Origin of the sequence: Bradyrhizobium symbiodeficiens, from assembly GCF_002266465.3 — a bacterium.
GTDB classification, from domain to species: Bacteria; Pseudomonadota; Alphaproteobacteria; order Rhizobiales; family Xanthobacteraceae; genus Bradyrhizobium; species Bradyrhizobium symbiodeficiens.
This window is the reverse complement of the sequence record NZ_CP029427.2, coordinates 2,196,463-2,219,455: the sequence shown is the minus strand read 5'-3', so window position 1 is coordinate 2,219,455 and position 22,993 is coordinate 2,196,463. Positions and strand designations below refer to the sequence as shown.

Genomic DNA, 22,993 nt, shown 5'->3' with positions numbered 1-22,993 from the left:
GCCCGCGGCCTCAAGTCAGTTTGCATTCGGGGATAAGAACAGTGGCCCTCAAGAACGTCATCGGTATCGACCACGCCGTGGTCATGGTGAAGAACCTCGACGAGGCCGCCGAGAATTATCGGCAGCTCGGCTTCACCGTGTCGCCGCGCGGCACCCACAGCGCGCATATGGGCACCGGCAACTACACCATCATGTTCGACCCCGATTATATGGAGCTGCTCGGCGTGCTCGCCGCGACCGAGCACAACGCGCCGGCGCGCGCCTTCCTCGACAAGCGCGGCGAAGGCATCGAGCGTATCGCCTTCACGGCGGTCGATTCCGCTGCCGGTGCCGAAGAGATCCGCGCACGAGGCTTCACGCCGGTCGGCCCGACCGATTTCGAACGGCCGGTCACGCTGCCGAACGGAACGGTCTCGGCAGCAAAATTCCGCACCTTCATGTGGCCGACCGCGGAAGCGCCCGGCGGCGTGCGCATCTTTGCCTGCCAGCACAAGACGCGCGAGACGGTCTGGATTCCCGAACTGATGAAACACGCCAATGCGGCGAAGCGGATCAGGCAGACGCTGATCGCAACACCCGAGCCCGCGAACGAGGCCGCGCATCTCGGCCGGCTGATCGACCGCGAGCCGATCGCCGAGGCCGATGGCGCGGTCACGGTGCGCTCCGGCGGCGATCGTGCCGACTTCGTCTATCTCACGCTGGAGCAACTCGGAAAGCGCTATCCCGGCGTGCCGCTCGCCGGAATTTCCGAGCGCGGCGGCGCGGCGCTGGTGCTCGTCAGCGGCGATCTGGCGGCGACTGAGAAGGCGCTGGGTTCGGCAGCTGTACGCAGCGGGACCGCGATCTGCGTGCCGCCGGCCAAGGCCAACGGCACCCTGCTCGCCTTCGTTGCCGGTTGATTTGAACCAATTCTTTAACGCGTGTTTACCCGGCGGCTCCAAGATCTCTCGCGATCCAAGCCACCGGGGCCAAGCAAGAGGGATCGCCGATCGCCTATGAGGCGCCGGCCGAACTGAAGAAGTGGCCGTCGCTGAAGGGCGAGCGGCAGAAGGACCGAGGTCCGCCCTATCTCGTCTACAACGGCACGCTCGCCGACTGCGTCCGCGAGCTCATGGGCAAGCCGATCAAGGGCATCTCCCTCTACGACATCATGACGAAGCCGCAAGCGGCCTTCGACCAGACCGTGCTGTCGCCCGGCGATGCCGCCGAGATCGCGATGCGCAGGGATTTTCCGAGGGAATAGCCGCGCCGTCCGCCGACAACATTCGGCATCTTCGCAGCTCCGGAAGTTCCGGGGAAGAGGACGCGGGTTTCCGTAGCGGAACACCGTACTAACACCGGTCGTTTTGCGGAATCGCAGCTTCGCCGCAATTACGGTTAAGAAGTCCTTGTCACCGGCGCCTCGCCGGTCGTTCCCCACGGTTCGAGGACTTCCACAGAGATGCGATTTGTCGTCGCGGCTTGTGCCGCGCTCTTCATTTTGATGTGCGACTTCGATCTAGCGGCGTCGCGGCAAGCATCGACTTTCGACAGCGCCCGTCTTGGAGACAATCAGGCATCCCCGCTCATTCCGGTCGTCGAGCTGTTCCTCGCGAGCGTGCAGGCGATCGAGCTCGCCAATGCGCGCGCTGCCTTTGAGCAGGTGATCGAGCCGCCGCCCAGGGTCGAGGCTGCCGCACAGGCGCCCGTTTCATCGACCGAACGATTCTGCCATGCGCTTCGACAGGCCGCCGAGGCCAGCGGCATTCCCGTGCCGTTCTTTGCCCGCCTGCTCTGGCAGGAGAGCCGCTTCAAATCCGACGAAGTCAGCCAGGCCGGCGCACAAGGCGTCGCTCAGTTCATGCCGGAGACGGCCGCCGAGGTCGGGCTCGACGACCCCTTCGATCCCATCAAGGCGCTGCCCGCATCGGCAAAGTTCCTGCGCAAGCTGCGCGATGATTTCGGCAATCTCGGCCTCGCGGCGGCGGCCTATAACGCCGGTCCCGGCCGGGTTCAGAAGTGGCTCGCCAAGGAGAGCGAGCTGCCGCGCGAGACCCGCGACTATGTCCGCATCGTCACCGGCACCAAGGCCGAAGACTGGACCGAACGGTCGGAGGCGCTCGCGATCAGGATCGACCTGCCGCGCGAGGCGCCGTGCGAGGGCATCGGCAGCCTCTCCAAGGCCAGGGATGTCGCCTGGGTCCCGGTGAACCTGACGCCGTCCACGACTGCTTTCATTCGCAAGGCTGAACAGCTTGCCGCGCATTTGAGGACGAACCGGGCGCGGAAGCGGTTCGTATCCCTGCTCCACAAAAACGCCACGGCCCGTGGCAAGGCGAGGAGCATGATTGCAGTCCGTGCGGCGAAGGGCACCAGGGCTCGCGCCATTCGCATTGCGGAGCGCGAGCGCTCGGCGAGTTGATGCGCCGACCTCACCCGCGCCTTCGACGCGACCGCGTCCCTACTCCGCCTTGATGTCAGCGGCCGCGACGACCTCGGCGAGTTCCTTGGTCTCCTTCGCGATCTTCGCGGCATACTCGACCGGTGTCAGCAAGCTGACGACGCCCTGCGAGCCGAGCTTGTCCGCGAGCACCGGATCTTTGGCCGCCGCGACGATCTCCCGGTGCAGCGTCTCCAGGATCGGCGCCGGCGTCGACTTCGGCATGAAGAAGCCGACCCAGAACGAGATGTCGAAGCCGGGATAGCCGGCTTCCGCGACGGTCGGCACATCGGGCAGCGCCGGCAGCCGCTCGGCCGACGACACCGCGAGCGCGCGCAGCTTGCCGGCCTTGACCAGCGGCACGGCGGAGAGCGGATCGAACACCGCGAGCACCTCCTGGGCGAGGATGCCGACCTCGGAAGCCGCGCCACCGCGATAGGGCACGTGGATCAGCTTGATGCCGGCCTTTTGGCTGAGCAGCTCCATGGCGAGATGGGCAAGGTTGCCGTTGCCGCCCGAGCCGTAAGCCAGCGCACCGGGTGCGGCCTTCGCCGCCGCGACGAGCTCGGCGACGGTCTTGATATCAGCCGTCTTGGGATTCTCGGGATTGACCACGAGCACCAGCGGCGCCGACACGACGGTGGTGAGCGGCGCGAAGTGCTTTTCCGGGTCGTAGCGGATATCCTTGAACAGCGTCTTGTTGAGCGTGATGGTGGACGAGTTGCAGGCGAGCATGGTGTAGCCGTCGCCGTCCGCACGTGCGACGCCCTCGGCGGCGATCATGCCGTTGGCGCCGGCGCGGTTCTCGACCACGAAGGGCTGCCCGAGCTTTTTGCCCAGGCGGTCGCCGATGATGCGCGCGACGACATCGACCGGCCCGCCGGCGCTGAAGCCGACCATGACCTTGACCGGCCGCACCGGATAGGTCTGCGCCGATGCCTCCGTCGCCAGCGCAGCGGCGCACAATCCAGCGATGACGGCCAGCAGGCGGGCGGTTCGTTGCATTGGTCTCTCTCCCCAGGCTTCAGCAGCGCCGCTTGTGCAGGCTTGTTGGGCGACGCATTCGAAGGTCATGAATAGCGGTCACGCCGGATTTCGCAATCGGGTTTGGCCGCCGGCGTTCCGCCGCACGGCAGGTGCGCGCCGCCTTCAAGCAAAAAATGCGAAAACAACCCCATGCACAGTAGACGGCCCTTGTCGAAACAAGGACTTACGCCAGGCCGCGAGCTTCGGATGTTACGAAATCGATTTTGACTCGTCGGGCAAAACAGGGGCATAGTGCCATCATCGCGATCGGCGTCAGCCACCCGGCCTCCACGGCCATGTGGGCCTCGCTTCGATCGCGCACAAGCCCAGCATCGACATTTCAAAACGCAATCGCCGCACGGCAACCGAGAGGGTCGGCCTCGCACCAGAGGGGCCGGCTCGCGCGTGCCGTGGGCTCGAAGGAGATATCGACATGACGACAGCCATGACACGCAACAGCACGACGCCAATCGTCAGGTACGGCAGCAGGACCACCCCGAAGGTCAAGCTCACCGGACAACGGATCGCAATTCAGCATCCGGACGCGGAGACCGGCGAGCACTTGATGGGTGAGGCGCTCGGTGCCGTGGATCTAGACGCCCTGCATGGCATCCTCAAGCAATTGATGAAAGCCAGCGTGATCCTGCAGAAGCCCGATGAGGACAATCTCGCCTTCATGATCTCGATGATGAAAGGCATCGCACCGCGGGATTCCCTCGAGACCATGCTGGCGGCGCAGATGGTGTCCGTCCACGTCGCGACCATGCGCTTTGCCTGCCGCCTCGCCTTCGCCGAAGGCACCCCGCAGCAGGAGGGCATTTCGCGCACATTGACCCGGTTGGCCCGCACCTTCGCGGCCCAGATGGAGGCCCTCAACCGCCACCGCGGCAACGGCGAGCGTCCGATCACGGTGCAGAACCTGTCGGTGCAGGACGGCGGCAGCGCGATCGTGGGGAACGTCACGCAACAGGCGCATCTGACGGTCGCCGACACCGACATGCCGATGCATGACGGCCAACGCGAACACGACCGCGCCAACGCCTCGAACGGCGGCGCCGCATGAGTGCCGGTCACACCCGCAACACACGCGCGATGGCGGCGAGCCCGCGCTGCGGCGCCGGCACGCGCGAAGGCCACGCCTGCCGGGCGCCCGCGATGCGCGGCAAGCTCCGCTGCCGCATGCACGGCGGCGCTCCGGGATCCGGGGCGCCATGGGCAAACCGCAACGCGCAAAAGCATGGCGCGTTCACGCTGGAGCGGATCGCGGAGCGACGGGCGATCAGGGAGCTGCTCGATGACGCGGAGAAGCTGCTGCGCGAGATGGCGGCAGACAGCCGGAGAGATCCGACCGGTTAGTCCAAAAGCGTGCCGCCAGTGAGGCACTAACGATCCATATGAGCCCATATGGGCTATTTATGGACCATCATATATGAGCACTCTGCCTGGGTCGCGGTTGCGCCTTAGGCTCGCCGCTATACTTGCTCGGGACCGAACTCGTTGCGGGACAGATCACCATCCTACGGGGCTGCGGCATCAACGCCGCCCTGCATTTTGGCAACAGCTCTTAAGGTTGGCACCTCGCCCCCAATGCTGTAATCCCACGCAAAACCCAGCCGGGACGGAATACTCATGGAGACTGCTGCCGACGACGCGGGCACCGCCACCCGCGCGCTGATCTTCGCGCTTCTCGCGCTCGCCTGCGGTCACATGCTCTCTACCTTGCTGCGCACCATTCCGGCGGTCAGTCTCGACCTGATGGCGGCGGATTTCCATATCGAGCCGCAGGCGCTGGCGAGCCTCACCTCGATCTATCCTTTCGCGTTCGCCGCGGCGCAGATCCCGGTCGGAGCCGCGATGGACCGGTTTGGCGTGCGGCCGGTGTCGCTGAGCCTGCTCGCCGGAACCGTGTTCGGCGCGGTGGCGTCGGGGTTTGCCACGGGGGCTGCGAGCTTTGCGGTCGGGCAGTTCATGCTGGGCGTTGCCACCTCGGGCATGCTGATGTGCCCGATGACGCTGGCGGCCAAGCAATTGTCGGCAGCGCGCTTCGGGCTGTGGTCGGGCGCGATCCTCTCGATCGGCAATATCGGCATGCTGCTGTCGTCGAGCCCGCTCGCCTTCGTCGTCGACGCCTACGGCTGGCGCGCCGGGTTCTGGATATCGGCGATTGGCGGAATTGCGGTCGCGCTCGCGGTGTTCGCGCTGGTGCCGCATCAGCCTGCCGAGCACAAGGACGAGTCCTCGCCGGTTGCACAGATGATCGAGGTGCTCAGGCTCGGCCTTTCGCGTCCCCTGCGCGGGCTGATCGCGCTCGCGCTGGTGTCGCTTGCGACATCATTGGTGCTGCGCGGCCTGTGGGGCGGACCGTGGCTGATGGACGTGAAGGGCCTGTCGCGGGTCGAGGCCGGCAATCAGCTCGGCGCGTTCACGCTGGCGATGATCGCGGGGCCATTGTGCATCGGCATGATCGACCGCAGGCTCGGCCGCCGCCGCGCGCTGGTGGCGGGCTCGCATATGGCCGGGGCGTTGCTGCTGGCGCTGATGGCGCTCGGGGCGCCGCATTACGCGGTGTCCGTGCTATCAGGCGTGCCCGTGATGCCGCCGCAATACGACCTCGTGCTTTTCGTGCTGATCGGCCTTGCGACCTCCGCCCAGCCGCTGTTGTTCGGCATGTCGCGGCAGCTGGTCGACGCGCAAGTGGCGGGCAAAGCGCTCGCCGCGGTCAACCTCGCCTTCTTCCTCGGTGCGGCGCTGATGCAATCGGTGACAGGCGCGGTAGCCGCGTTCGCGGGGCTACCGGCGGTGCTGCTGTTCATGGCTGCCATGCTGGCATTGGGCGTGCTGATGTTTTTGACTTACACCTCGCCGCCTTCGTAGGATGGCAAGCCGGTTCGCATAAGGAAACAATCATGCCTGTCGACACCAAAGCCGCCACCGACCGCCTCATGCGCTTCCTCGCTGTCGAGGGCGTCACCGGACAGGAGGCGGCGATCGGGCGTGAGCTCACGGCCGCGCTGAAGGAGAGCGGCGTGCCGGCCAAGGCGATCCGGCTCGACGACGCGAACACGCGCATTCCCGTTCCGACCGAGACCGGCAACCTCATCGTCGACCTGCCCGGCCGGGGCGCGCTGCACAACCAGCCACGCATCATGTTCATGACCCACATGGACACCGTGCCGCTCTGCGCCGGCGCCAAGCCCAAAAAGTCCGGCCGCAAGATCGTCAACGAGGCCAGGACCGCGCTCGGCGGCGACAACCGCTGCGGCTGCGGCGTGCTGGTGACGCTGGCGGCCGAGCTCGAGAAGCACAAGCTCGACCATCCGCCGATCACGCTGTTGTTCTGCGTGCGCGAGGAGAGCGGGCTCTATGGCGCGCGCCACGTCAAGCTGGACGAGCTCGGCTCGCCCGTGATGGCCTTCAACTATGACGGCGGCTCGGCTTCCAACGTCGTGATCGGCGCGGTCGGCGCCGACCGCTGGACCGTCGAAATTTTCGGTCGCGCCTCGCATGCCGGCGTCGCGCCCGAGCGCGGCATCTCCTCGACCATGATCATGGCGCTGGCGCTCGCCGACGTGCAGTCCGGCGGCTGGTTCGGCAAGGTGGTGAAGGGCAAAGGCGCGAGTGCGCGGATGGGCACCAGCAATGTGGGTCCGGTCACCGGCGGCGACGGCCGCCCGGCCGGGGATGCCACCAACGTCGTCACGGATTACGTGCATGTGCGCGGCGAGAGCCGCAGCCATGACGGAAAGTTCTTCAAGGAGATCACCAAGGCCTACAAGGCTGCGTTCGAGAAGGCGGCCAAGAAGGTGACCAACGCACAGGGCAAGTCCGGCAAGGTCAAGTTCAAGGCCGAGACCGATTATTATCCATTCCGCATGAAGGACAGCCAGCCTGTGATCAAGCGCGCGGTCGAAGCCGTGTCCGCGGTCGGCGGTACGCCCAACGTGCGCACTGCCAATGGCGGCCTCGACGCCAACTGGATGGTCCGCCACGGCATTCCGACCGTGACCTTCGGCGCCGGACAGAACGAGGCGCACACGATCGACGAGTGGATCAATCTCGACGAATACGACCGCGCCTGCGCGCTGGCCGTGCAGATTGCGACGATGCGGTGAGATAAGTTGGTAGGGTGGGTCAGACGGCGGATGCGCGAAGCGCAGTCGACGGCGTAACCCACCTCTTCGGCATCCGCAGCGACAGAAGTGGTGGGTTACGCCGAGCAGATACGCTACGCGCATCCGCTCGCCTAACCCACCCTACCAGAAAAGAAGAAGCAGGGAGGCCACATGCCACGCATCGCTCATATCGAGACCGGGCTCTACCGGATCCCCCTCCCCGTCACGCTCTCCGACTCCACGCATGGCGAGATCACCGCGTTCGAGCTGATCACCTGCCGCATCCGCGATGCCGATGGCGCCGAGGGCGTGGGCTACACCTACACCGTGGGCCGCAATGGCGGCGCGGTCGCGGACATTCTGAAGCGCGAGATCCCTCCACTGATCGAGGGCCGCGAGGCCGACGCTACCGAAGCGATCTGGCATCACGTCTGGTGGGCGCTGCATTATGGCGGCCGTGGCGGGCCGGTGGTGCTGGCGCTCTCCGCGCTCGACATCGCGCTGTGGGATTTGAAGGCGCGGCGCGCCAAGCTGCCGCTGTACCAATTGCTCGGCGGCTTCGATGCGCGCGTGCCATGCTATGCCGGCGGCATCGACCTCGACCTTTCTGTCGATGAACTGCTCGCGCAGACGAACGGCAATCTCGCCAGGGGATTTCGTGCCATCAAGATGAAGGTCGGCCGGCCCGACCTGAAATCCGACGTCGCCAAGGTCGCCGCGATGCGGCAGCACCTCGGCGACGGCTTTCCGCTGATGGTGGACGCCAACATGAAGTGGACCGTCGAGGAAGCCATCCGCGCCGCGCGCGCCTTCGTCCCCTACGACCTCACCTGGCTCGAGGAGCCGATCATCCCCGACGACGTCGCCGGCCACGCGCGCATCATGCAGGCCGGTGGCGTTCCGATCGCGGCCGGCGAGAATCTGCGTTCGCTTTGGGAGTTCAAGAATTACATCGCCAGTGGCGCGGTGTCCTATCCCGAGCCTGACGTCACCAATTGCGGCGGCGTCGGCGCCTTCATGAAGATCGCGCGGCTGGCGGAAGCGTTCAACCTGCCCGTCACCAGCCACGGCGCGCACGACATCACCGTGCACCTGCTCGCGGCCTGCCCGAACCGCTCCTATCTGGAGGCGCACGGCTTCGGGCTGGACAAGTACATCGAGCACCCGCTGGTGCTTCAGGACGGCAAGGCGCTCGCGCCTGACCGCCCGGGGCATGGCATCGGGTTTGACTGGAAGGGGCTCGCGAAGCTGAAGGCTTAGATTGGGCGACTACGAGCGAGATGCGCCCCCTCTCCCGCTTGCGGGAGAGGGTTGGGGAGAGGGTGTCTCACCGGAGGGATTCCCAATGCCGATCGAGCCCTCTCCCGGCCTCTCCCGCAAGCGGGAGAGGTGAAGGGGAAGACGCGGCTCCGTTCGTGGGAGCCCACGACCAACGGACTCTTGCCGCACACAAGCCATTCGCGAACGCCTGATACATGCGGTGAACAATCCGCTATGCTGGTCGTGACCGACACCTGACGAGAGAGCGCCTTGCCCCCCGAGCTGCACCAGAAACTGACCGAATGGCGCCGTCACCTTCATGCGCACCCCGAGCTGTCGCTCCAGGAGAAAGAAACCGCTGCGTTCGTACAGGAGAAGCTCACCGAGCTCGGCATTCCCTTCGAGGCCGGCATCGGCGGCCATGGAGTCGTCGCGACCCTGACGCGCGGACATGCGCAAAGGCGGGTCGGCCTGCGCGCCGACATGGATGCGCTGCCGATCACCGAGGACACCGGCCTGCCCTACGCCTCCCGAACGTCGGGCGTGATGCATGCCTGCGGCCATGATGGACACACCGCTTCGCTGCTCGGTGCGGCCGCGCTGCTCGCAGCCGACAGCAGCTGGAGCGGCACGGTCGATTTCATCTTCCAGCCGGCCGAGGAAGGCTTTGGCGGTTCGCGCGCGATGGTCGCCGCCGGGCTGTTCGACCGCTTTCCGATGGAGCGCGTGTTCGGCTTCCACAATTGGCCGGGCCTCGCCGCCGGCACCATCGCCGTGCATGACGGCGTCGTCATGGCCTCCGGCGGGCGCATCACTATCACCATCGAGGGCCATGCCGGCCACGCCGGCATGCCGCATCTGACGCGCGATCCGGTGGTGGCAGCCGGCCATCTGATCGTGGCGCTGCAGTCGATCACCTCGCGCAGCGTCGATCCGCTCGACACCGCCGTGCTCTCGCTCTGCACCATCGAAGGCGGCACCGCGCCGAACCAGATCGCCGGACGCGTCACCATCCGCGGCACGCTGCGGTACCATCGCGAGGCGGTCAAGGACGTCATCCTCGACGGCATCGAGCGGACCTGCACCGGGATCGCGACCAGCTTCGGCGTCAAGGTGACGCCCGAGATCGTCTGGGGTGTGGGTGTGGTAATCAACACACCGGCGGAAGCCGGCCTGGCCCGCATCGCCGCCGACAAAGTGCAGGCCGAGCTGCGGCGCGACCTCTCGCCCAGCATGGCCGGCGAGGATTTTGCCCATTATCTCCGGCAGCGGCCGGGCGCCTTCGTCTGGATCGGCAACGGTGAATTGCGCGACGGCGCCGAGCTGCACGGCCCGCGCTACGATTTCAACGACGCGATCCTGCCGGTGGCATCGAGCTGGATGGCTGAGGTCGCCAAGACGGCGCTGGCGTCGAACTAGCGACCGCGCGCCGACAGCAACATATCGCCCGCATCGACGTTTCCTCCTGCAAAGCGCGGCAGCTCCCGCCGCGCCCAACGGATGGCACGTGAAACATGGCGCGCGTTCTGATCGGAACTTCGGGCTGGCATTACGATTCCTGGCGCGGCCCGTTCTTTCCTGAAGGCGTGACGCTGAAGCAGCAGCTCAGCTACTATGCCGGACAGTTCGACACCACGGAGCTGAACGGCGTGTTCTACCGCACGCCGACGCCCGAAGCGGTGAAAGGGTGGCGCGAGCAGACCGGCCGCGATTTCGTCTTCGCCTGGAAAGCGTCAAAGTTCATCACGCACTGGAAGCGCCTGTCGGACCGCTCGGTCAACAGCCTCGAGCTGCTGGAGGACCGCATCTCACGGCTCGGCGGCAAGGCCGGCCCGATCCTGTTCCAGCTGCCGCCGCAATTCCAGGCGGACGCAGACCGCCTCGCGGCCTTCTTCAAGCTGTTGTCGCGGAAACGGCGTTACAGCTTCGAATTCCGTCATCCGAGCTGGTATCAGCCGCGCATCCTGCGCATGCTGGCCGATGAGAACATCTCGCTGTGCCTGTCCGACCATCACGACGCGCCGGCACCATGGAAGCGCACGGCGGATTTCGTCTATGTGCGCGGACACGGGCCGGGCGGGCGCTATCACGGGCACTACACGAAGGCCGCGCTGGTGCAATGGGCGAAGCGCATCAAGTCGTGGAAGCGGCAGGGCTGCGACGTCTATGTCTATTTCGACAACGACCAGAAGAGCGCGGCGCCCGCGGACGCCAAGGCGTTGAAGCAATTGCTCTAGATGACACCGCCTTGCCGAAGCGCCGCGATCTCGGCCGCGTCATAGCCGAGTTCAGCAAGGACCAGATCGGTATGTTCCCCGAGCGTCGGCGGTCGGGTCGAAATCTCGCCCGGCGTTTCCGACAGCCGGACCGCCGCGCGCGTCACCGGGGCGGGCTTCGGCAGACCGGGATAGTCGACGTCCTGCATGAAGCCGGCGGCGCGGATGTGCGGATGATCCAGCGCCTGTTGCGGTGAGAGGACGGGCCCGGTCGGAATCATCGCACCTCCCAGCGCATCGACGGCGTCCTGCGTGGTGCGCCCGGCGCACCAGCGCGCCATCCGCTCGCTGATGACGGCGCCGTTGTTGCCGCGGCTGATGTCGTCGGCGAAGCGCGGATCGTTCAGCCACAATTCCTCCTCGCCCATCAACCTCGCCCAGCGCTTGAACAGCGGATGCCCCGTGACCTGGCACAGCACCCAGCCGTCCCGGGTGCGGTAGATGTCGGCAGGCGCCGCGGTCTGGCCGAGATTGCCTGTCGGCACGCGATTGACGTTGATCACGGCCTGCTCGATCAGCGTCGCGTTGGTGAAGGACAGCGCGGTTGCGAGCAACGCGCCCTCGACGACCTGCCCACGCCCGGATTTGCCGCGCTCGATCAGGGCTGCGAGCGTGCCGAACGCGCAGTGCAGCGCGGTGCCGAAATCGACCCAGTTCACCGCGGCCCGGTACGGCGGATCGCCAGCGCCCGTCATATACACCGACCCCGACATGACCTGCCCGACGCCGTCGAAGCCGACCCGGTCGGACCAGGGCCCCGGCCCGCCGAACGCGGTCGCCGTCGTCAGGATGATGTCGGGCTTGATCGCCTTCAGTGAATCGTAGTCGAGCTTCATCGCGCGCAGCGTCTGCGGCGGCAGGTTGGCGACGACGACGTCCGCAGTCGCAACCAGGCGTCGCATCACCTCCTGCCCCTCGGCCTTCATCGGATCGAGCGTGATGCACTTCTTGTTGCGGTTGACCTGAAGGAACAGCGCACCCTCGCCGCCTTCGCCGACCGGCGCCACGAAGCGATCCTCGCTGCCCTCGCGCTTCTCGACGCGAATGACCTCGGCGCCGAATTCGGCCAGCAAGGTCGCGCAATAGGGCCCTGCGATATAGCGCCCGAAGTCGAGCACCCGCACACCCTCCAAGACTCCTCCCATCGAACCCTTCCCTGCTGTTTGGTGCAGATTACAGGGACTGGCCGCCGGGGCAAGTTGGGAAGTGGGACGCACATGCGACCTTCATCATCGCATCGCGAACAGCTCCTGATGAAACCGATGTCCGACCGGGAAGCCTTGCGCACTGAAGTCTCGTCTGAGCGCCTCCCCGAACGCCGCCGGGCCACAGAACCAGATGCTCGCCTCACGCCATTGCGGTACGGCTTCGCGAATGCGTTCGCCGGTCAGGCGTCCATCACGGGCGTCGATGAGGACGTGGAGACGGACATCCGCCGAGTGCGCATCTGTGGCAAGCTTTCCGAGAGCTTCCTCGTCCACGTCAGCGGTGGTGTGAAAGAGGTCGACCGCCTGCGCGACAGAGCAACCGGGACTATCCTTCATGGCCGCCTGTTTCATGCGGGCGACGAAGGGCGTGATGCCGATACCGCCGCCGATCCAGATCTGATGCGCACAATCGTCGTCGAAAGTGAAGCAGCCATAGGGTCCTTCCACCTTCACCTCCTGCCCGACGCGGAGCTTCTCCCGCAGCCTGCTGGTGTGGTCGCCGAGTTCCTTGGTGATGAAGATGATCCTGGGGTCCGCAGCGTTCCAGCAGGAGGCGATCGTGTAGGGATGCGCGCCCTCGGAGGCGTCGGACGTGGCGAATGCGAACTGGCCCGGTTTGTGTCCCGGCCAGCCATGCGGCACCTCGATTTCGGTCTCGATGGCTCTGACGCCGGGATAATATTTGAGCGAGGTGATCCTGCCCTGGACCTGCCGCCGGGCGGCAATGCGCCGCAGCAGCGCAACGGCCGCCGCCCATGTTCCGAAGGCAAGCAGCGCCCCGACGATCCAGCCGAGCGGCGACATCCAGTAGCTGAACTTGATCAGTGTGACCGCATGAAAGACCAGAACCAGATAGGCGACGGCGAGCAGCCGATGCGTCTTGTAGAAGAGGCGATAAGGGAACATTTGAATGAGCGCCAAAGCGATCAGCACCACGGCACCGTAGAAGGCCCACTCGCCCAGTCCCTCCGCGGCTCCACGAAGGCCGTCAAGGAAGGCCGCGATGGGGTTTTCGATGGCGGGCCGCGCACCACGGTGGGGGCGGGTCAGCAAACCCCAGCCGACCGCCCATTTCGGACCATTGGCCCAGAGCCAATGGACAACGGCGGTCACAAGGGCTGCGATGCCGAACCATTTGTGCAAGCGGTACATCTTGTCGAGACCACCCAGCCAGGCTTCCGGCCAACGCGGTCGCAGCGCGAGGATCATCGCCATGCTCATGCAGCCGATTGCCAGGACGCCGCTCAGCTGCACCATCCTCTCGCGAAGTGGGAAGAAGGAGCCCGGGCCGAATGGCTGGGGCTCCGCAACCAGCCACAGCACGAGGAGAATCGCCAGACCGCCCCAAAACACCGGCTTGAGCTTCTGCATGCCGTCCTCACATCACAACGTTACGACGCCATCTTGAACCGATCGCGCCGCGTTGCATTGAGCTGACTCAAGCCGCCTCCCCGTGAAGCCCCTCAGCGGACGGCACGGCGATCGCCTATGCGGCGACGGCTTCGTAGATATCCTCCTCCTGGGCCGTGTGCATGCGCACCAGCGTTTCGATCGCCTCGATCACGCGCTGGGCGTCTCGAATCAGGTAACGGTCGATCTTCTCCGACGGCAGGTCCTCCGCGATCCGGGCGAGCAGCCGCGCGAGATGCAGGATCTCGCGATGCGCACGGCTCATGGCAGAGAGTCCGTGGCGGTCGCGCAGCACCTCCGTGAGCTTCGGATAGACGCTGTCTTCATCCTCGCGTTCGTGCATCACGACGCTGCTCTGGACCAGTCGGTGGGCCTCGCCAATCAGGGCAGCGACGGATTCGGGCGCCGCGTCGTCGAGCGCATCGACGATCTGGCGCAAGCGATCGAGATCCCTGAGCAGGGCCTGATGATCGTGATGCAACGTCAGCCCCTGCTCTGCGGTGAGGCGCGGGCCACTCCTGACGAGCGGCGGATTGAGCGCCCGCAGCGCGTTCAGAATGACGGCAACATCGATCACCTCCTGGACGATCGCGGCGGGCACGGGATCGAGCCAGCCAACGGCGGCCGCGACCATGGCGACCAACGACAATCCCATCCCGACGAAGATGCTCTGCAGGGCAATGCGCCGCGTCCGCTGCGCGATGATGATCGCTTCGCCGACCCGATCCAGCCGGTCCGTGAGGATCACCACATCTGCCGCCTCGGAGGAGGCGCTCGCACCACGCGCGCCGAGCGCGATCCCGGTATCAGCCATGGCCAGTGCCGGGGCGTCATTGATGCCGTCGCCGACCATGATGGTCGGATGCAGCCGCTGTTCGCTCCGCACCGCTTCGACCTTGTCCGCAGGGACGCGGTCGGCCAGCACGGCATCGAGATCGAGCGCCGCTCCGATGGCCTGCGCCGCTGCGGCACGATCACCGGTGACCATCACCATCCGCACGATGCCGGCGTCGCGCAGCAGCCGGATCGCGCGTGGCGTGTCGGCCCGCAATTCGTCGGCCAGCAGCAATGCGCCGGTCAGGCGGCCGTCCACCGCGACAAAGACGATCAGCGCCGAGCGCCACGAGGCACGTCGAATCGCCCGCAACTCCCATGCCGACAGCTCGGCATGCGAGAGAAGCATCTCTCGCGAGCCCGCCACGACGTGGCGTCCGCCGATCCGGCCGCCGAGGCCGGAACCCATGATCTCCTTGACATGTTCCGGGGGCTCGAGCTTGAGCCCGCGATCGAGGGCCGCGGCAACGACGGCCTTCGCAAGCACGTGATGCGACGCTTGCTCGAGCGACGCTCCGAGCCTGAGGACCTCATCCGGATCCTCGCCCGGCGCGACTTCGACGGACAGCAGCCGTGCTCCGCCCACCGTCAGGGTACCGGTCTTGTCGAACAGCACGGTGTGCGCACGGGCCAGCGACTCCAGCGCGCTCCCGCCCTTGGCCAGGATGCCGCGGCGGGCCGCCTGCGCCACCCCGGCGATGAAGGCAACGGGTGCGGCCAGAATCAGGGGGCAAGGCGTCGCCGCGACCAGCACGGCAAGGCTGCGGGTCAAGTCGCCGGAGATGCGCCATGCCACGAAGGCGATGACGAGTGTCAGCGGCAGAAAGATCAGCGCATAGCGGTCGGCCATCCGCACGAAGGGGGCTTTCGCAGTCTGCGCCGCAGTCACCATGCGCACGATGCCCGCGTAAGTGCTCTCGCTGGCCACCGCCGTCACGGTCAATTGGAAGGTCTCGCCCGCATTCAGAGAACCGGAGAGAACGGCGGTTCCGCGCGTCTTCTCCACCGGAATCGGCTCGCCAGTCACCGTGGATTCGTCGATGGTGGCAGAGGCCGACGCAACGACACCGTCGACCGGTACGATTTCGCCGGCCTTGACCAGAAGCTCCTCGCCGACCGCGACGTCCTCGACCGGAGCATCCTCGATCCGGTCGCCGGATTTGCGATGGACCTGCCGCGGCGCCCGGTCCACCAGGGATCGCAGATCATGCTCCGCCCGTGCGACCGCGATCTCCTCCAACACGTTGCCCCCGGAATACATCAGCGCGACCACGGCGCCGGCGAGCGGCTGTCCGAGCGCGAGGGCCGCACTCATCGACAGCAGCGCGATCGCGTCCACTCCGACGCGGCCGCTCATGAGATCCCTGACGATCGAGATCGCCAATCCCGCAATCACCGGCGCCGTGCCGAGCGCCCACGCGAAGTCGGCTACATCAGGCCGGCCCGCGGCTCGCGCGAGACTACCTGCAGTCAATCCTGCGATGGCGATCGCGACCAGAGCCCATCGCAGGATTCGATCAAACGACATGGCTTGAAAACATGGCTTGGTTTCCACGGCTGGATACGAATGATCCTGCGCCGAAACCTGCTTTGCCACTTGAGCTGAATCAACGTGGCCGTCGCGCGACCTAGCCGCCGCCGGTGCGGGCGCAGCCGATCGCCTCCGTGAGCACCCTGCGGTCGCCGATGTGATTGGCGAGCAGCAGGATCAGCCGGGCGTTCATCCGCAGCGCCTGATCCTCGTCGAGGTCACGCTGGCTGTTGATCAGCTCGGCATAGAAATCGTCGGGATCCCTGATGTTGGGTGACAAATTGAGCGTCATGCCGCCAGTTCCTTCCGTCCGGCGATGTCGTGTCCGGAGGCCCGCAGCATCGCATCCGCGATCCCCGCCTCGTCGAATCCGGTCCAACGTGCCGCGACATATTGATCGGGCCGGAACAGGTAGGTGGTCCCGGGCGAAGCGCCGTAGCGCTCGGCAAGCAGGCCGGAGGGATCGGCGATGTCGCGGCCGACGACAATGAGCTTCGCTTTGAGGGGACCCACCGCGATCTCGGTCTTGTCGGTCTCCTTGCCGAAGGCCACGACCGTGAACGCATCGCCGAGACAAGGGAGGAACCAGGCGGGCTTGCCATCCGCCGTGATCGGCGCATCGGCCGCATTGGTGCCGGGCCGCACGCCGCCCATCATCGAATCGTCGTCGGGGGTATTGAGCGCCGACGTCACATAGGGCGTCGGCGTCGAGAGACGGCCGCTGTTGACCAGAGGTCGCGCAAAGCCATGATGCCGGGCGAGCTCCAGCACCGCGTCACGGAAATAGCGGCTCGTTTTCGTCTTCGGCGTGATGAAGTCGGTGGCGCGCGTGGAGTTCAGGATGTTGTCGTCGGCGGCATAGGCGCGCTCCTCGTGATAGCTGTCGAGCAGCGCTTCCGACGCTTCGCCGCGCAACACCATCGCGAGCTTCCAGGCGAGATTGTCGATGTCCTGAACGCCGGTATTGGCACCGCGCGCGCCGAACGGCGAGACCTGGTGCGCGGCATCGCCGGCGAACAGCACCCGGCCCTGGCGGAAATTGTCGATGCGCCGGCAGGCGAACTGATAGATCGAGACCCATTCGAGCACGAACTCGGTGTCCTCGCCGAGCATGGCGCGGATGCGCGGAATCACCCGCTCCGGCCTTTTTTCCTCATCTGGGTCAGCCTCCCAGCCGAGCTGGAAGTCGATGCGCCACAAATTGTCGGCCTGCCGGTGCAGCAGCACGGACTGGCCGCGGTGGAACGGCGGATCGAACCAGAACCAGCGCTCGGTCGGGAAATCCGCCTTCATGGCGACGTCGGCGATCAGGAAGCGATCCTGGAAGAACTGTCCCGTGAACTCGGCGCCGACCATCTTGCGCACGTCGGAATTGGCTCCGTCGCAGGCGATCACCCATTGCGCCTCCATGGTGAAGATGCCGTCGGGCGTCTCCACCGCCAGCGTCGCGTGGTCGGCCGCCTGCTTGAGGCTGATCAGGCGATGCTTCCAGCGCAGCTCGATCAGCGGGTTGGCCCTGCATTTGGCAACCAGCATTTCTTCCAAATGATACTGCTGCAGATTGATCATGGCCGGCCATTGGTGGCCGGCCTCGGGCAACAGATCGAACTGGTAGGACATCTCGTCCTGGAAGAAGACCTTGCCGACGTTCCAGCTGACGCCGCGCTCGACCATGGGCGCCGCGCAACCGAGGCGGTCCCAGATCTCGAGCGGACGCTTGGCGTAGCAGACCGCGCGCGAGCCGATCGAGACGGTATCGTTGTCGTCGAGCACCACGACAGGCTGGCCGCGCGCCGCGCAGTCGAGCGCCGCGGTCAGGCCGATGGGGCCCGCGCCGATCACCACGATCGGATGCCGCTTCACGATCCCCTCGGCCTGCTCCTGGGAACGCCGGTAGCCGAACTTCGGATAGATGTAGCTCGTCATGTTCGCTTCCTGATGCGCGTGCCGGGGATCAATGCGCGTCCGCGAATTCCTTTTCGTGCATCCAGGCGGTGTGGCGCGGCGGGCGCTTGGTGCGCGACCATTCCTCGACCATTTCGTGCGCGACCGATTTCATGCGGTCGATCTGCTCGGGCGTCGCGGTCCAGGCCGCAATCTCCAGGCGATGACCGCTGGGATCACGGAAATAGATCGACTTGAAGATGGTGTGGTCGGTGACGCCGACGACGTCGAGGCCGGCAGCCTCCGCGCGCGCCTTGGCCTCTTCGAGCTCGGCGAGGTCCTTGACCTGGAAGGCGATGTGCTGGGTCCACTCCGGCGTGTTGGGATCGCGGCCCATCGGCGGCGAGTTCGGCAGCTCGAAGAAGGCAAGGATGTTGCCGTTCCCGGCGTCGAGGAAGATGTGCATGTAGGGATCGGGCGCCTTGGTCGAAGGCACCCGATCCTCGGCAATGGCGCCGAGAAGGTCCATGTTCATGACGGTCTTGTAGAACTCGACGGTCGCCTTGGCGTCGACGCAGCGATAGGCGACGTGATGGATCTTCTCGATTTTCATGGCGTTTCGCTCCCTGGATCTACGGTTGCGAAATTGGTATCAGATGTTACTATTCCTTGAATTTGATCTGGATCAACCGGCTCCGAAGAAATTTTCCGGTGGATCGATGGACGGGATGGCTTGATGGGACATTCGAGCGTGGCGCGCGGGGACGCGGCCGAAGCCGCAACGGCGCAGGGTGGCGTCGAGCTGGATCTGCAGCGATATTTTCCGTACCGGCTGGCACGCCTCGCCGAGCAGGTGTCGCTGGCGGTGGCCGAGGTCTATTCCGAGCGCTTCGCCCTGACGCGGCAGGAATGGCGCGTGCTCGCCATTCTCGGCATGCGCCCGGAGATTGCGACCAAGGAGATCGGCCCGCTGACGACGCTCGACAAGATGCAGGTCAGCCGCGCCGTGCAGGGCCTGGAGTCGCGCGGCATCGCCGGCCGCAAGCACCATCCCGACGACCGGCGCGAGCTGATCGTCTCGCTGACCCCGGCCGGTCGCGCGCTTTATCGCAAGATCGTGCCTCTCGCGCTGGCGCGGGAGACGAAGCTGCTTGGGGCGCTGACCGCCGAGGAGGTGGCGGTGCTCGACCGGGTGATGCGCAAATTGTCGGCCGCGCTGGCGTAGCTCTTCCCCTCACGCCGCCGATCGCTCCGGCAGGCCGCCCCGCAGAGCGTCAAGCAGGCGCTGCTCGCGCTCGATCCGGGCGCGATAGAGCTCGCGTTCGCTCGCGCTTCTGGCGCCGGCCAGCAACACGCGATAGTGCCCGATCACTTTCTCGCTGCCGTTGATGAGGAGTTTACGGACGTCACTCATCGTTCCGCTCCAGTCGCGGCAATGGCCGATGGCGTGTTCGGAACGGTGAATGCGGCCGGGAAGGCATCGGCGGCAAGAGCCTCGAGCGCAGTCTGCTCCTCGGCGAGGCGTCGTTCGATAAACTGGCGCTCAATGTCCGACAGCTCAGTCTTCAGCAGGCGTCGATAACGAGAGAGGTTGTTGCGGTGCGCGCGGATGCGGGCGAAATCCTGATCGAGCATCGTCGTCACTCCTGACGGTCTTTCACGGTCCTTTTCAAATTTACGGTGTGGGAAGAAGCATCTTCCGGCGCAAAAATTATTCAGGCCCGTTTTCCTGTCAAGACCCTCTCTCGCCGCTTCCTTGACGACACCGGGGGCCCCCAAAAAAATCTTGCGCGCCCCTCTTGCAAGGTCCTTGCGGCGCTCTAAGTCGTTTTTCGCCGCGAGAGCGGTGTGCCGGATGCCCGATCGGGTCCGGCGCGGGCGCCGGGCCGGGGTCTTCGGATCCGTTTTCCGATTCCTTAAACGGCGCTCCTTCGTATCCATCTTGCTCTTTGGAGGACTTGGTATGAGGACCACCTTCGACTTCGCGCCGCTGTGGCGCTCCACCATCGGCTTCGACCATCTGGCCGATCTCGTCGACAGCACGCTGCGTCAGGCGGGCGAGGACAATTATCCCCCCTACAACATCGAACGCTCCGGCGAAGACCAATACCGGATCACGCTGGCTGTGGCGGGCTTTGGCGTCAACGACATCAGCGTGACCGCCGAGCAGAACGCGCTCACCATCGAGGGCCGGAAGCCCGACAGCGCCACGCGCGAATATCTCTATCAGGGTATCGCCGCGCGTCCGTTCCGCCGCGTGTTCAATCTCGCCGACTACGTCCAGGTCAAGCAGGCCGCTTTCCAGGACGGTCTCCTGGTCATCGATCTCCTGCGTGAAATTCCGGAAGCCATGAAGCCGCGCCGGATCCAGATCGCGGGTGCCGCGTCACCGCAGATCGAGCAAAAGAAGGCGGCCTAGGCCCGTCGAACGCATTCGACAATGACGACCATGGCGGATGGCGACCGGATCGCCATCCGCCGGTCGAACATCCCTTCGAAAGGAGTGTAGAGGGAGACAGGAAATGACCAATGCCAATGCGACCACCGGCGGTCTCGGCGCGCTGTTCCATCCGGCTGCGCATTATGCATCGCCAAGCGCCGTCCTCGACGACAGCAAGCTCTCCACGGCGGAAAAGCGGATCATCTTGTCGTCGTGGGCCTCGGACATGTACGCCGTCGAATCCCACCCGGCGCTGCGCGAGATTCCCGGCATGGACCAGCCGATCCGGCTCGCGGACATCCTCAGTGCGCTGCGCAAGCTCGATGACGACGACGACCCTCCGCCCGGCGGCGGCGTCCCGATGCGGCTGCGGCGGCCCTGGGCCGCCGCAACGCCATAATCGAGGACCCGCCAAGGGATCTGTACGAGGCCGGCTTCGCCAGATTTCGAGAAAGCGGAGCTTCTGGCTGGGGCGGGAGGGATCGAACCTCCGAATGGCGGAATCAAAATCCGCTGCCTTACCGCTTGGCTACGCCCCAACGACCCGGACGGGATGGCGACGGCCGGCCGCCGCAGATTCCCTCCGGTCGCAGCCGGTCTATAGGGAGCAGCGCGGCATTTCAACCGCCTGGAGGGGCAAAATACCGCAGGTGCCCGGGATCGGCCGCGCCACGCCCGATATCGAGCCGGGCTTGGGATCACAGGCCCTGCGGCGAGGCAGCCTTCCGCCCATTGAGACCTCCGCCATTTCATGGGAATACGGCGCCAATATCCGTCCACGGGAGTGAGCCATGACCTACCGCGCGCCGATCTCTGACATGCTGCTGTCGCTCAACCACGGCGCCGGCCTCAAGGCCGCCATGGAGGCCGGCCATTACGGCGATTTCGACGCCGACATCGTCGCGGCCGTGCTGGAGGAAGCCGGCAAGTTCGCAACCGACGTGCTGGCCCCGCTCAACAAGGTCGGCGACGAGCACGGCATCAAGCTCAGCGACGGCAAGGTGACGACCGCACCGGGCTGGCCGGACGCCTACAAGCGCTGGACCGAGGGCGGCTGGAACGCGGTCTCGGGCCCCGAGGATTTCGGTGGCCAGGGTCTGCCGATCGCGATCAACGCCGCCTGCACCGAGATCTGGAGCGCGGCCAACGTCGCCTTCGGCCTCTGCCCGCTGCTGACGGCTTCGGCGATCGAGGCGCTGGACGCGCATGGCAGCGACGCGCTGAAGAAGATCTATCTCGAAAAGCTCGTCTCCGGCGAATGGACCGGCACGATGCAGCTCACCGAGCCGCAGGCCGGCTCCGACGTCGGCGCGCTGCGCACCCGCGCCGAGAAGCAGGCCGACGGCACCTATCGCATCAAGGGGACGAAGATCTTCATCACCTATGGCGAGCACGACATGACCGACAACATCGTGCATTTCGTGCTGGCACGACTGCCCGACGCGCCCGCCGGCACCAAGGGCATCTCGCTGTTCCTCGTGCCGAAGTTCATGGTCAATGCAGACGGCTCGCTGGGGCAGCGCAACGACATCTTCGCCTCCGGCGTCGAGCACAAGCTCGGCATGCATGCCTCCCCCACCTGCACCATGACCATGGGCGATCATGGCGGCGCCATCGGCTTCCTGATCGGCGAAGAGAACCAGGGCATGCGCTGCATGTTCACCATGATGAACCAGGCCCGCCTCGGCGTCGGCCTGGAGGGCGTCGGCGTCGCCGATCGCGCCTATCAGCAGGCCTTGTCGTATGCGCAGGAGCGCAAGCAGGGCCGTGCGGTCGGCAAGAAAGGCGACGGCTCGGACGCGATCTTCGTGCATCCCGACGTCAAGCGCATGCTGATGCGGATGCGGGCGCAGACGGCGGCCGCGCGCACCATCTGCTATGCGACCGCCGTCGCGCTCGACGTCTCGACGCGCGCCAGGGACCCGAAGGTGCGCGCTGACGCAGCCGCGCGCGCGGCGCTGCTGACGCCGATGGCCAAGGGATATTCCACCGACATCGGCAACGAGGTCGCCTATCTCGGCGTGCAGGTGCATGGCGGCATGGGCTTCATCGAGGAGACCGGTGCGGCCCAGCATTATCGCGATGCCCGCATCACCGCGATCTACGAAGGCACCAACGGCATCCAGGCGATCGACCTCGTCACGCGCAAGCTCGCGGCCAATGGCGGCGCGTCGGTGTGGGCGCTGCTCGACGAGCTCACGGCGACGGTCAAGAAAGTCGAAGCCTCCAACGATCCGGCTTTCGGCACCACGGGCGTCAAGCTGCGCGAAGCGCTGGAGGCCTTGACGCGCACCAGCAAGTGGCTGCTGGAGCGCGTGACGTCCGCGCCGAACGAGGCGCTTGCGGGTGCGACGCCGTACCTACAGCAGTTCGGCTCCACGCTCGGCGGCTGCCTGCTCGCCTCCGAGGCGCTCGCCGCCAAGGCCGACGGCAACACGGACGCCGCGCGCTACGTCTCGCTGGCACGCTTCTTCGCCGAGAACATCAGTGTGCAGGCCGGCGCGCTCGAGCGCACCGTGACCGAGAGCGCGGAGTCGGTCGCGGCGGCCGATACGGTGTTGCTGGGGTGAGTTGAGCGCCCCGCCAGCCGCAG

Annotated in this window: 23 protein-coding genes and 1 tRNA gene; 14 read left to right on the top strand and 10 right to left on the bottom strand. The window is 66.0% G+C overall.

Annotation, left to right across the window (positions count from 1 at the left end):
- The first annotated feature begins 41 nt into the window (after positions 1-41).
- The 3 genes from CIT39_RS10175 (at position 42) to CIT39_RS10165 (ending at position 2,401) form a co-directional block, all read left to right on the top strand.
- Complete coding sequence (locus tag CIT39_RS10175; RefSeq protein ID WP_094975474.1) at positions 42-899, top strand: VOC family protein; 858 nt, start codon at positions 42-44, stop codon at positions 897-899.
- A gap of 212 nt (positions 900-1,111) precedes the next feature.
- Positions 1,112-1,243 carry a hypothetical protein gene (locus tag CIT39_RS10170; RefSeq protein ID WP_274542494.1) on the top strand — a complete coding sequence of 44 codons (132 nt, stop codon included), beginning with the start codon at positions 1,112-1,114 and terminating at the stop codon, positions 1,241-1,243.
- A gap of 198 nt (positions 1,244-1,441) precedes the next feature.
- The gene (locus CIT39_RS10165; RefSeq protein ID WP_094975476.1) at positions 1,442-2,401 is read left to right on the top strand and encodes a lytic transglycosylase domain-containing protein; all 960 of its coding nucleotides are present in this window, start codon (positions 1,442-1,444) and stop codon (positions 2,399-2,401) included.
- 39 nt (positions 2,402-2,440) lie between these two features.
- On the opposite strand, the gene CIT39_RS10160 is transcribed toward CIT39_RS10165, so the two are convergent.
- Complete coding sequence (locus CIT39_RS10160) at positions 2,441-3,424, bottom strand: Bug family tripartite tricarboxylate transporter substrate binding protein (RefSeq protein ID WP_094975847.1); 984 nt, start codon at positions 3,422-3,424, stop codon at positions 2,441-2,443.
- 454 nt (positions 3,425-3,878) lie between these two features.
- Here CIT39_RS10160 and CIT39_RS10155 point away from each other — a divergent pair, with 454 nt between their 5' ends.
- The 7 genes from CIT39_RS10155 (at position 3,879) to CIT39_RS10125 (ending at position 11,054) form a co-directional block, all read left to right on the top strand.
- Positions 3,879-4,508, top strand: a complete 630-nt coding sequence (locus CIT39_RS10155) for a hypothetical protein (protein WP_162848631.1) — start codon at positions 3,879-3,881, stop codon at positions 4,506-4,508.
- Positions 4,505-4,801 carry an HGGxSTG domain-containing protein gene (locus CIT39_RS10150; protein ID WP_094975477.1) on the top strand — a complete coding sequence of 99 codons (297 nt, stop codon included), beginning with the start codon at positions 4,505-4,507 and terminating at the stop codon, positions 4,799-4,801. The genes CIT39_RS10155 and CIT39_RS10150 overlap by 4 nt, the downstream gene beginning before the upstream one ends.
- A gap of 273 nt (positions 4,802-5,074) precedes the next feature.
- On the top strand, positions 5,075-6,319 hold the full coding sequence (locus tag CIT39_RS10145) for an MFS transporter (protein ID WP_094975478.1): 1,245 nt from the start codon (positions 5,075-5,077) through the stop codon (positions 6,317-6,319).
- 32 nt (positions 6,320-6,351) lie between these two features.
- Positions 6,352-7,557, top strand: a complete 1,206-nt coding sequence (locus CIT39_RS10140; RefSeq protein WP_094975479.1) for a M20/M25/M40 family metallo-hydrolase — start codon at positions 6,352-6,354, stop codon at positions 7,555-7,557.
- Positions 7,558-7,728: 171 nt separating this feature from the next.
- Positions 7,729-8,817 carry a mandelate racemase/muconate lactonizing enzyme family protein gene (locus tag CIT39_RS10135; RefSeq protein WP_094975480.1) on the top strand — a complete coding sequence of 363 codons (1,089 nt, stop codon included), beginning with the start codon at positions 7,729-7,731 and terminating at the stop codon, positions 8,815-8,817.
- 270 nt (positions 8,818-9,087) lie between these two features.
- Positions 9,088-10,236, top strand: a complete 1,149-nt coding sequence (locus CIT39_RS10130) for an amidohydrolase (RefSeq protein ID WP_094975481.1) — start codon at positions 9,088-9,090, stop codon at positions 10,234-10,236.
- Between the two features lie 95 nt (positions 10,237-10,331).
- Positions 10,332-11,054, top strand: a complete 723-nt coding sequence (locus tag CIT39_RS10125) for a DUF72 domain-containing protein (RefSeq protein ID WP_094975482.1) — start codon at positions 10,332-10,334, stop codon at positions 11,052-11,054.
- On the opposite strand, the gene CIT39_RS10120 is transcribed toward CIT39_RS10125, so the two are convergent.
- The 6 genes from CIT39_RS10120 to CIT39_RS10095 all read right to left on the bottom strand — a co-directional run bounded on the left by CIT39_RS10120 (position 11,051) and on the right by CIT39_RS10095 (position 18,573).
- A complete protein-coding gene (locus CIT39_RS10120) occupies positions 11,051-12,238 on the bottom strand; it encodes a CaiB/BaiF CoA transferase family protein (RefSeq protein ID WP_094975483.1) in 1,188 nt (395 codons plus the stop codon). The two genes, CIT39_RS10125 and CIT39_RS10120, sit on opposite strands and share 4 nt — an antisense overlap.
- Positions 12,239-12,322: 84 nt before the next feature.
- Positions 12,323-13,672: a ferredoxin reductase family protein gene (locus tag CIT39_RS10115; RefSeq protein WP_094975484.1), complete on the bottom strand. Its 1,350-nt coding sequence runs from the start codon at positions 13,670-13,672 to the stop codon at positions 12,323-12,325.
- A 115-nt stretch (positions 13,673-13,787) separates the two neighbouring features.
- On the bottom strand, positions 13,788-16,073 hold the full coding sequence (locus CIT39_RS10110; protein WP_094975485.1) for a heavy metal translocating P-type ATPase: 2,286 nt from the start codon (positions 16,071-16,073) through the stop codon (positions 13,788-13,790).
- A 100-nt stretch (positions 16,074-16,173) separates the two neighbouring features.
- Positions 16,174-16,368: a DUF2783 domain-containing protein gene (locus tag CIT39_RS10105; RefSeq protein ID WP_094975486.1), complete on the bottom strand. Its 195-nt coding sequence runs from the start codon at positions 16,366-16,368 to the stop codon at positions 16,174-16,176.
- Positions 16,365-18,002, bottom strand: coding sequence for an FAD-dependent oxidoreductase (locus tag CIT39_RS10100; RefSeq protein WP_094975487.1), 1,638 nt, complete (start codon positions 18,000-18,002; stop codon positions 16,365-16,367). The genes CIT39_RS10105 and CIT39_RS10100 overlap by 4 nt, the downstream gene beginning before the upstream one ends.
- 28 nt (positions 18,003-18,030) lie before the next feature.
- The gene (locus CIT39_RS10095) at positions 18,031-18,573 is read right to left on the bottom strand and encodes a VOC family protein (RefSeq protein ID WP_028143158.1); all 543 of its coding nucleotides are present in this window, start codon (positions 18,571-18,573) and stop codon (positions 18,031-18,033) included.
- A gap of 123 nt (positions 18,574-18,696) precedes the next feature.
- Between CIT39_RS10095 and CIT39_RS10090 the strand changes: the two genes are divergently transcribed.
- Positions 18,697-19,185, top strand: a complete 489-nt coding sequence (locus CIT39_RS10090) for a MarR family winged helix-turn-helix transcriptional regulator (protein ID WP_094975488.1) — start codon at positions 18,697-18,699, stop codon at positions 19,183-19,185.
- A 9-nt stretch (positions 19,186-19,194) separates the two neighbouring features.
- Here the strand turns inward: CIT39_RS10090 and CIT39_RS10085 are convergent, their stop codons facing one another.
- Both CIT39_RS10085 and CIT39_RS33205 read right to left on the bottom strand, forming a co-directional pair.
- The gene (locus CIT39_RS10085) at positions 19,195-19,374 is read right to left on the bottom strand and encodes a hypothetical protein (protein ID WP_094975489.1); all 180 of its coding nucleotides are present in this window, start codon (positions 19,372-19,374) and stop codon (positions 19,195-19,197) included.
- Positions 19,371-19,901 carry a hypothetical protein gene (locus tag CIT39_RS33205; protein ID WP_414645240.1) on the bottom strand — a complete coding sequence of 177 codons (531 nt, stop codon included), beginning with the start codon at positions 19,899-19,901 and terminating at the stop codon, positions 19,371-19,373. Before CIT39_RS33205 ends, CIT39_RS10085 begins: the two co-directional genes overlap by 4 nt.
- 22 nt (positions 19,902-19,923) lie before the next feature.
- Between CIT39_RS33205 and CIT39_RS10075 the strand changes: the two genes are divergently transcribed.
- Together CIT39_RS10075 and CIT39_RS10070 are read left to right on the top strand one after the other, a co-directional pair.
- Positions 19,924-20,379: an Hsp20 family protein gene (locus tag CIT39_RS10075; protein WP_018322651.1), complete on the top strand. Its 456-nt coding sequence runs from the start codon at positions 19,924-19,926 to the stop codon at positions 20,377-20,379.
- A gap of 103 nt (positions 20,380-20,482) precedes the next feature.
- Positions 20,483-20,800, top strand: a complete 318-nt coding sequence (locus CIT39_RS10070) for a hypothetical protein (protein ID WP_094975491.1) — start codon at positions 20,483-20,485, stop codon at positions 20,798-20,800.
- A gap of 64 nt (positions 20,801-20,864) precedes the next feature.
- On the opposite strand, the gene CIT39_RS10065 is transcribed toward CIT39_RS10070, so the two are convergent.
- Positions 20,865-20,939, bottom strand: a tRNA-Gln gene (locus CIT39_RS10065).
- 252 nt (positions 20,940-21,191) lie between these two features.
- On the opposite strand from CIT39_RS10065, the gene CIT39_RS10060 reads away from it, so the two are divergent.
- Positions 21,192-22,970 (top strand): acyl-CoA dehydrogenase family protein, encoded by a 1,779-nt coding sequence (locus tag CIT39_RS10060; RefSeq protein ID WP_094975492.1) that lies wholly within the window; start codon positions 21,192-21,194, stop codon positions 22,968-22,970.
- Positions 22,971-22,993: the final 23 nt, after the last annotated feature.

Coding starts and splice junctions, on each gene's coding strand:
- CIT39_RS10170 (WP_274542494.1), top strand. CDS start 1,112: ATGGGCAAGCCGATCAAGGGCATCTCCCTCTACGACATCATGACGAAG.
- CIT39_RS10165 (WP_094975476.1), top strand. CDS start 1,442: ATGCGATTTGTCGTCGCGGCTTGTGCCGCGCTCTTCATTTTGATGTGC.
- CIT39_RS10160 (WP_094975847.1), bottom strand. CDS start 3,424: ATGCAACGAACCGCCCGCCTGCTGGCCGTCATCGCTGGATTGTGCGCC.
- CIT39_RS10155 (WP_162848631.1), top strand. CDS start 3,879: ATGACGACAGCCATGACACGCAACAGCACGACGCCAATCGTCAGGTAC.
- CIT39_RS10150 (WP_094975477.1), top strand. CDS start 4,505: ATGAGTGCCGGTCACACCCGCAACACACGCGCGATGGCGGCGAGCCCG.
- CIT39_RS10145 (WP_094975478.1), top strand. CDS start 5,075: ATGGAGACTGCTGCCGACGACGCGGGCACCGCCACCCGCGCGCTGATC.
- CIT39_RS10140 (WP_094975479.1), top strand. CDS start 6,352: ATGCCTGTCGACACCAAAGCCGCCACCGACCGCCTCATGCGCTTCCTC.
- CIT39_RS10135 (WP_094975480.1), top strand. CDS start 7,729: ATGCCACGCATCGCTCATATCGAGACCGGGCTCTACCGGATCCCCCTC.
- CIT39_RS10125 (WP_094975482.1), top strand. CDS start 10,332: ATGGCGCGCGTTCTGATCGGAACTTCGGGCTGGCATTACGATTCCTGG.
- CIT39_RS10120 (WP_094975483.1), bottom strand. CDS start 12,238: ATGGGAGGAGTCTTGGAGGGTGTGCGGGTGCTCGACTTCGGGCGCTAT.
- CIT39_RS10115 (WP_094975484.1), bottom strand. CDS start 13,672: ATGCAGAAGCTCAAGCCGGTGTTTTGGGGCGGTCTGGCGATTCTCCTC.
- CIT39_RS10110 (WP_094975485.1), bottom strand. CDS start 16,073: ATGTCGTTTGATCGAATCCTGCGATGGGCTCTGGTCGCGATCGCCATC.
- CIT39_RS10105 (WP_094975486.1), bottom strand. CDS start 16,368: ATGACGCTCAATTTGTCACCCAACATCAGGGATCCCGACGATTTCTAT.
- CIT39_RS10100 (WP_094975487.1), bottom strand. CDS start 18,002: ATGACGAGCTACATCTATCCGAAGTTCGGCTACCGGCGTTCCCAGGAG.
- CIT39_RS10095 (WP_028143158.1), bottom strand. CDS start 18,573: ATGAAAATCGAGAAGATCCATCACGTCGCCTATCGCTGCGTCGACGCC.
- CIT39_RS10090 (WP_094975488.1), top strand. CDS start 18,697: ATGGGACATTCGAGCGTGGCGCGCGGGGACGCGGCCGAAGCCGCAACG.
- CIT39_RS10085 (WP_094975489.1), bottom strand. CDS start 19,374: ATGAGTGACGTCCGTAAACTCCTCATCAACGGCAGCGAGAAAGTGATC.
- CIT39_RS33205 (WP_414645240.1), bottom strand. CDS start 19,901: ATGGATACGAAGGAGCGCCGTTTAAGGAATCGGAAAACGGATCCGAAG.
- CIT39_RS10075 (WP_018322651.1), top strand. CDS start 19,924: ATGAGGACCACCTTCGACTTCGCGCCGCTGTGGCGCTCCACCATCGGC.
- CIT39_RS10070 (WP_094975491.1), top strand. CDS start 20,483: ATGACCAATGCCAATGCGACCACCGGCGGTCTCGGCGCGCTGTTCCAT.
- CIT39_RS10060 (WP_094975492.1), top strand. CDS start 21,192: ATGACCTACCGCGCGCCGATCTCTGACATGCTGCTGTCGCTCAACCAC.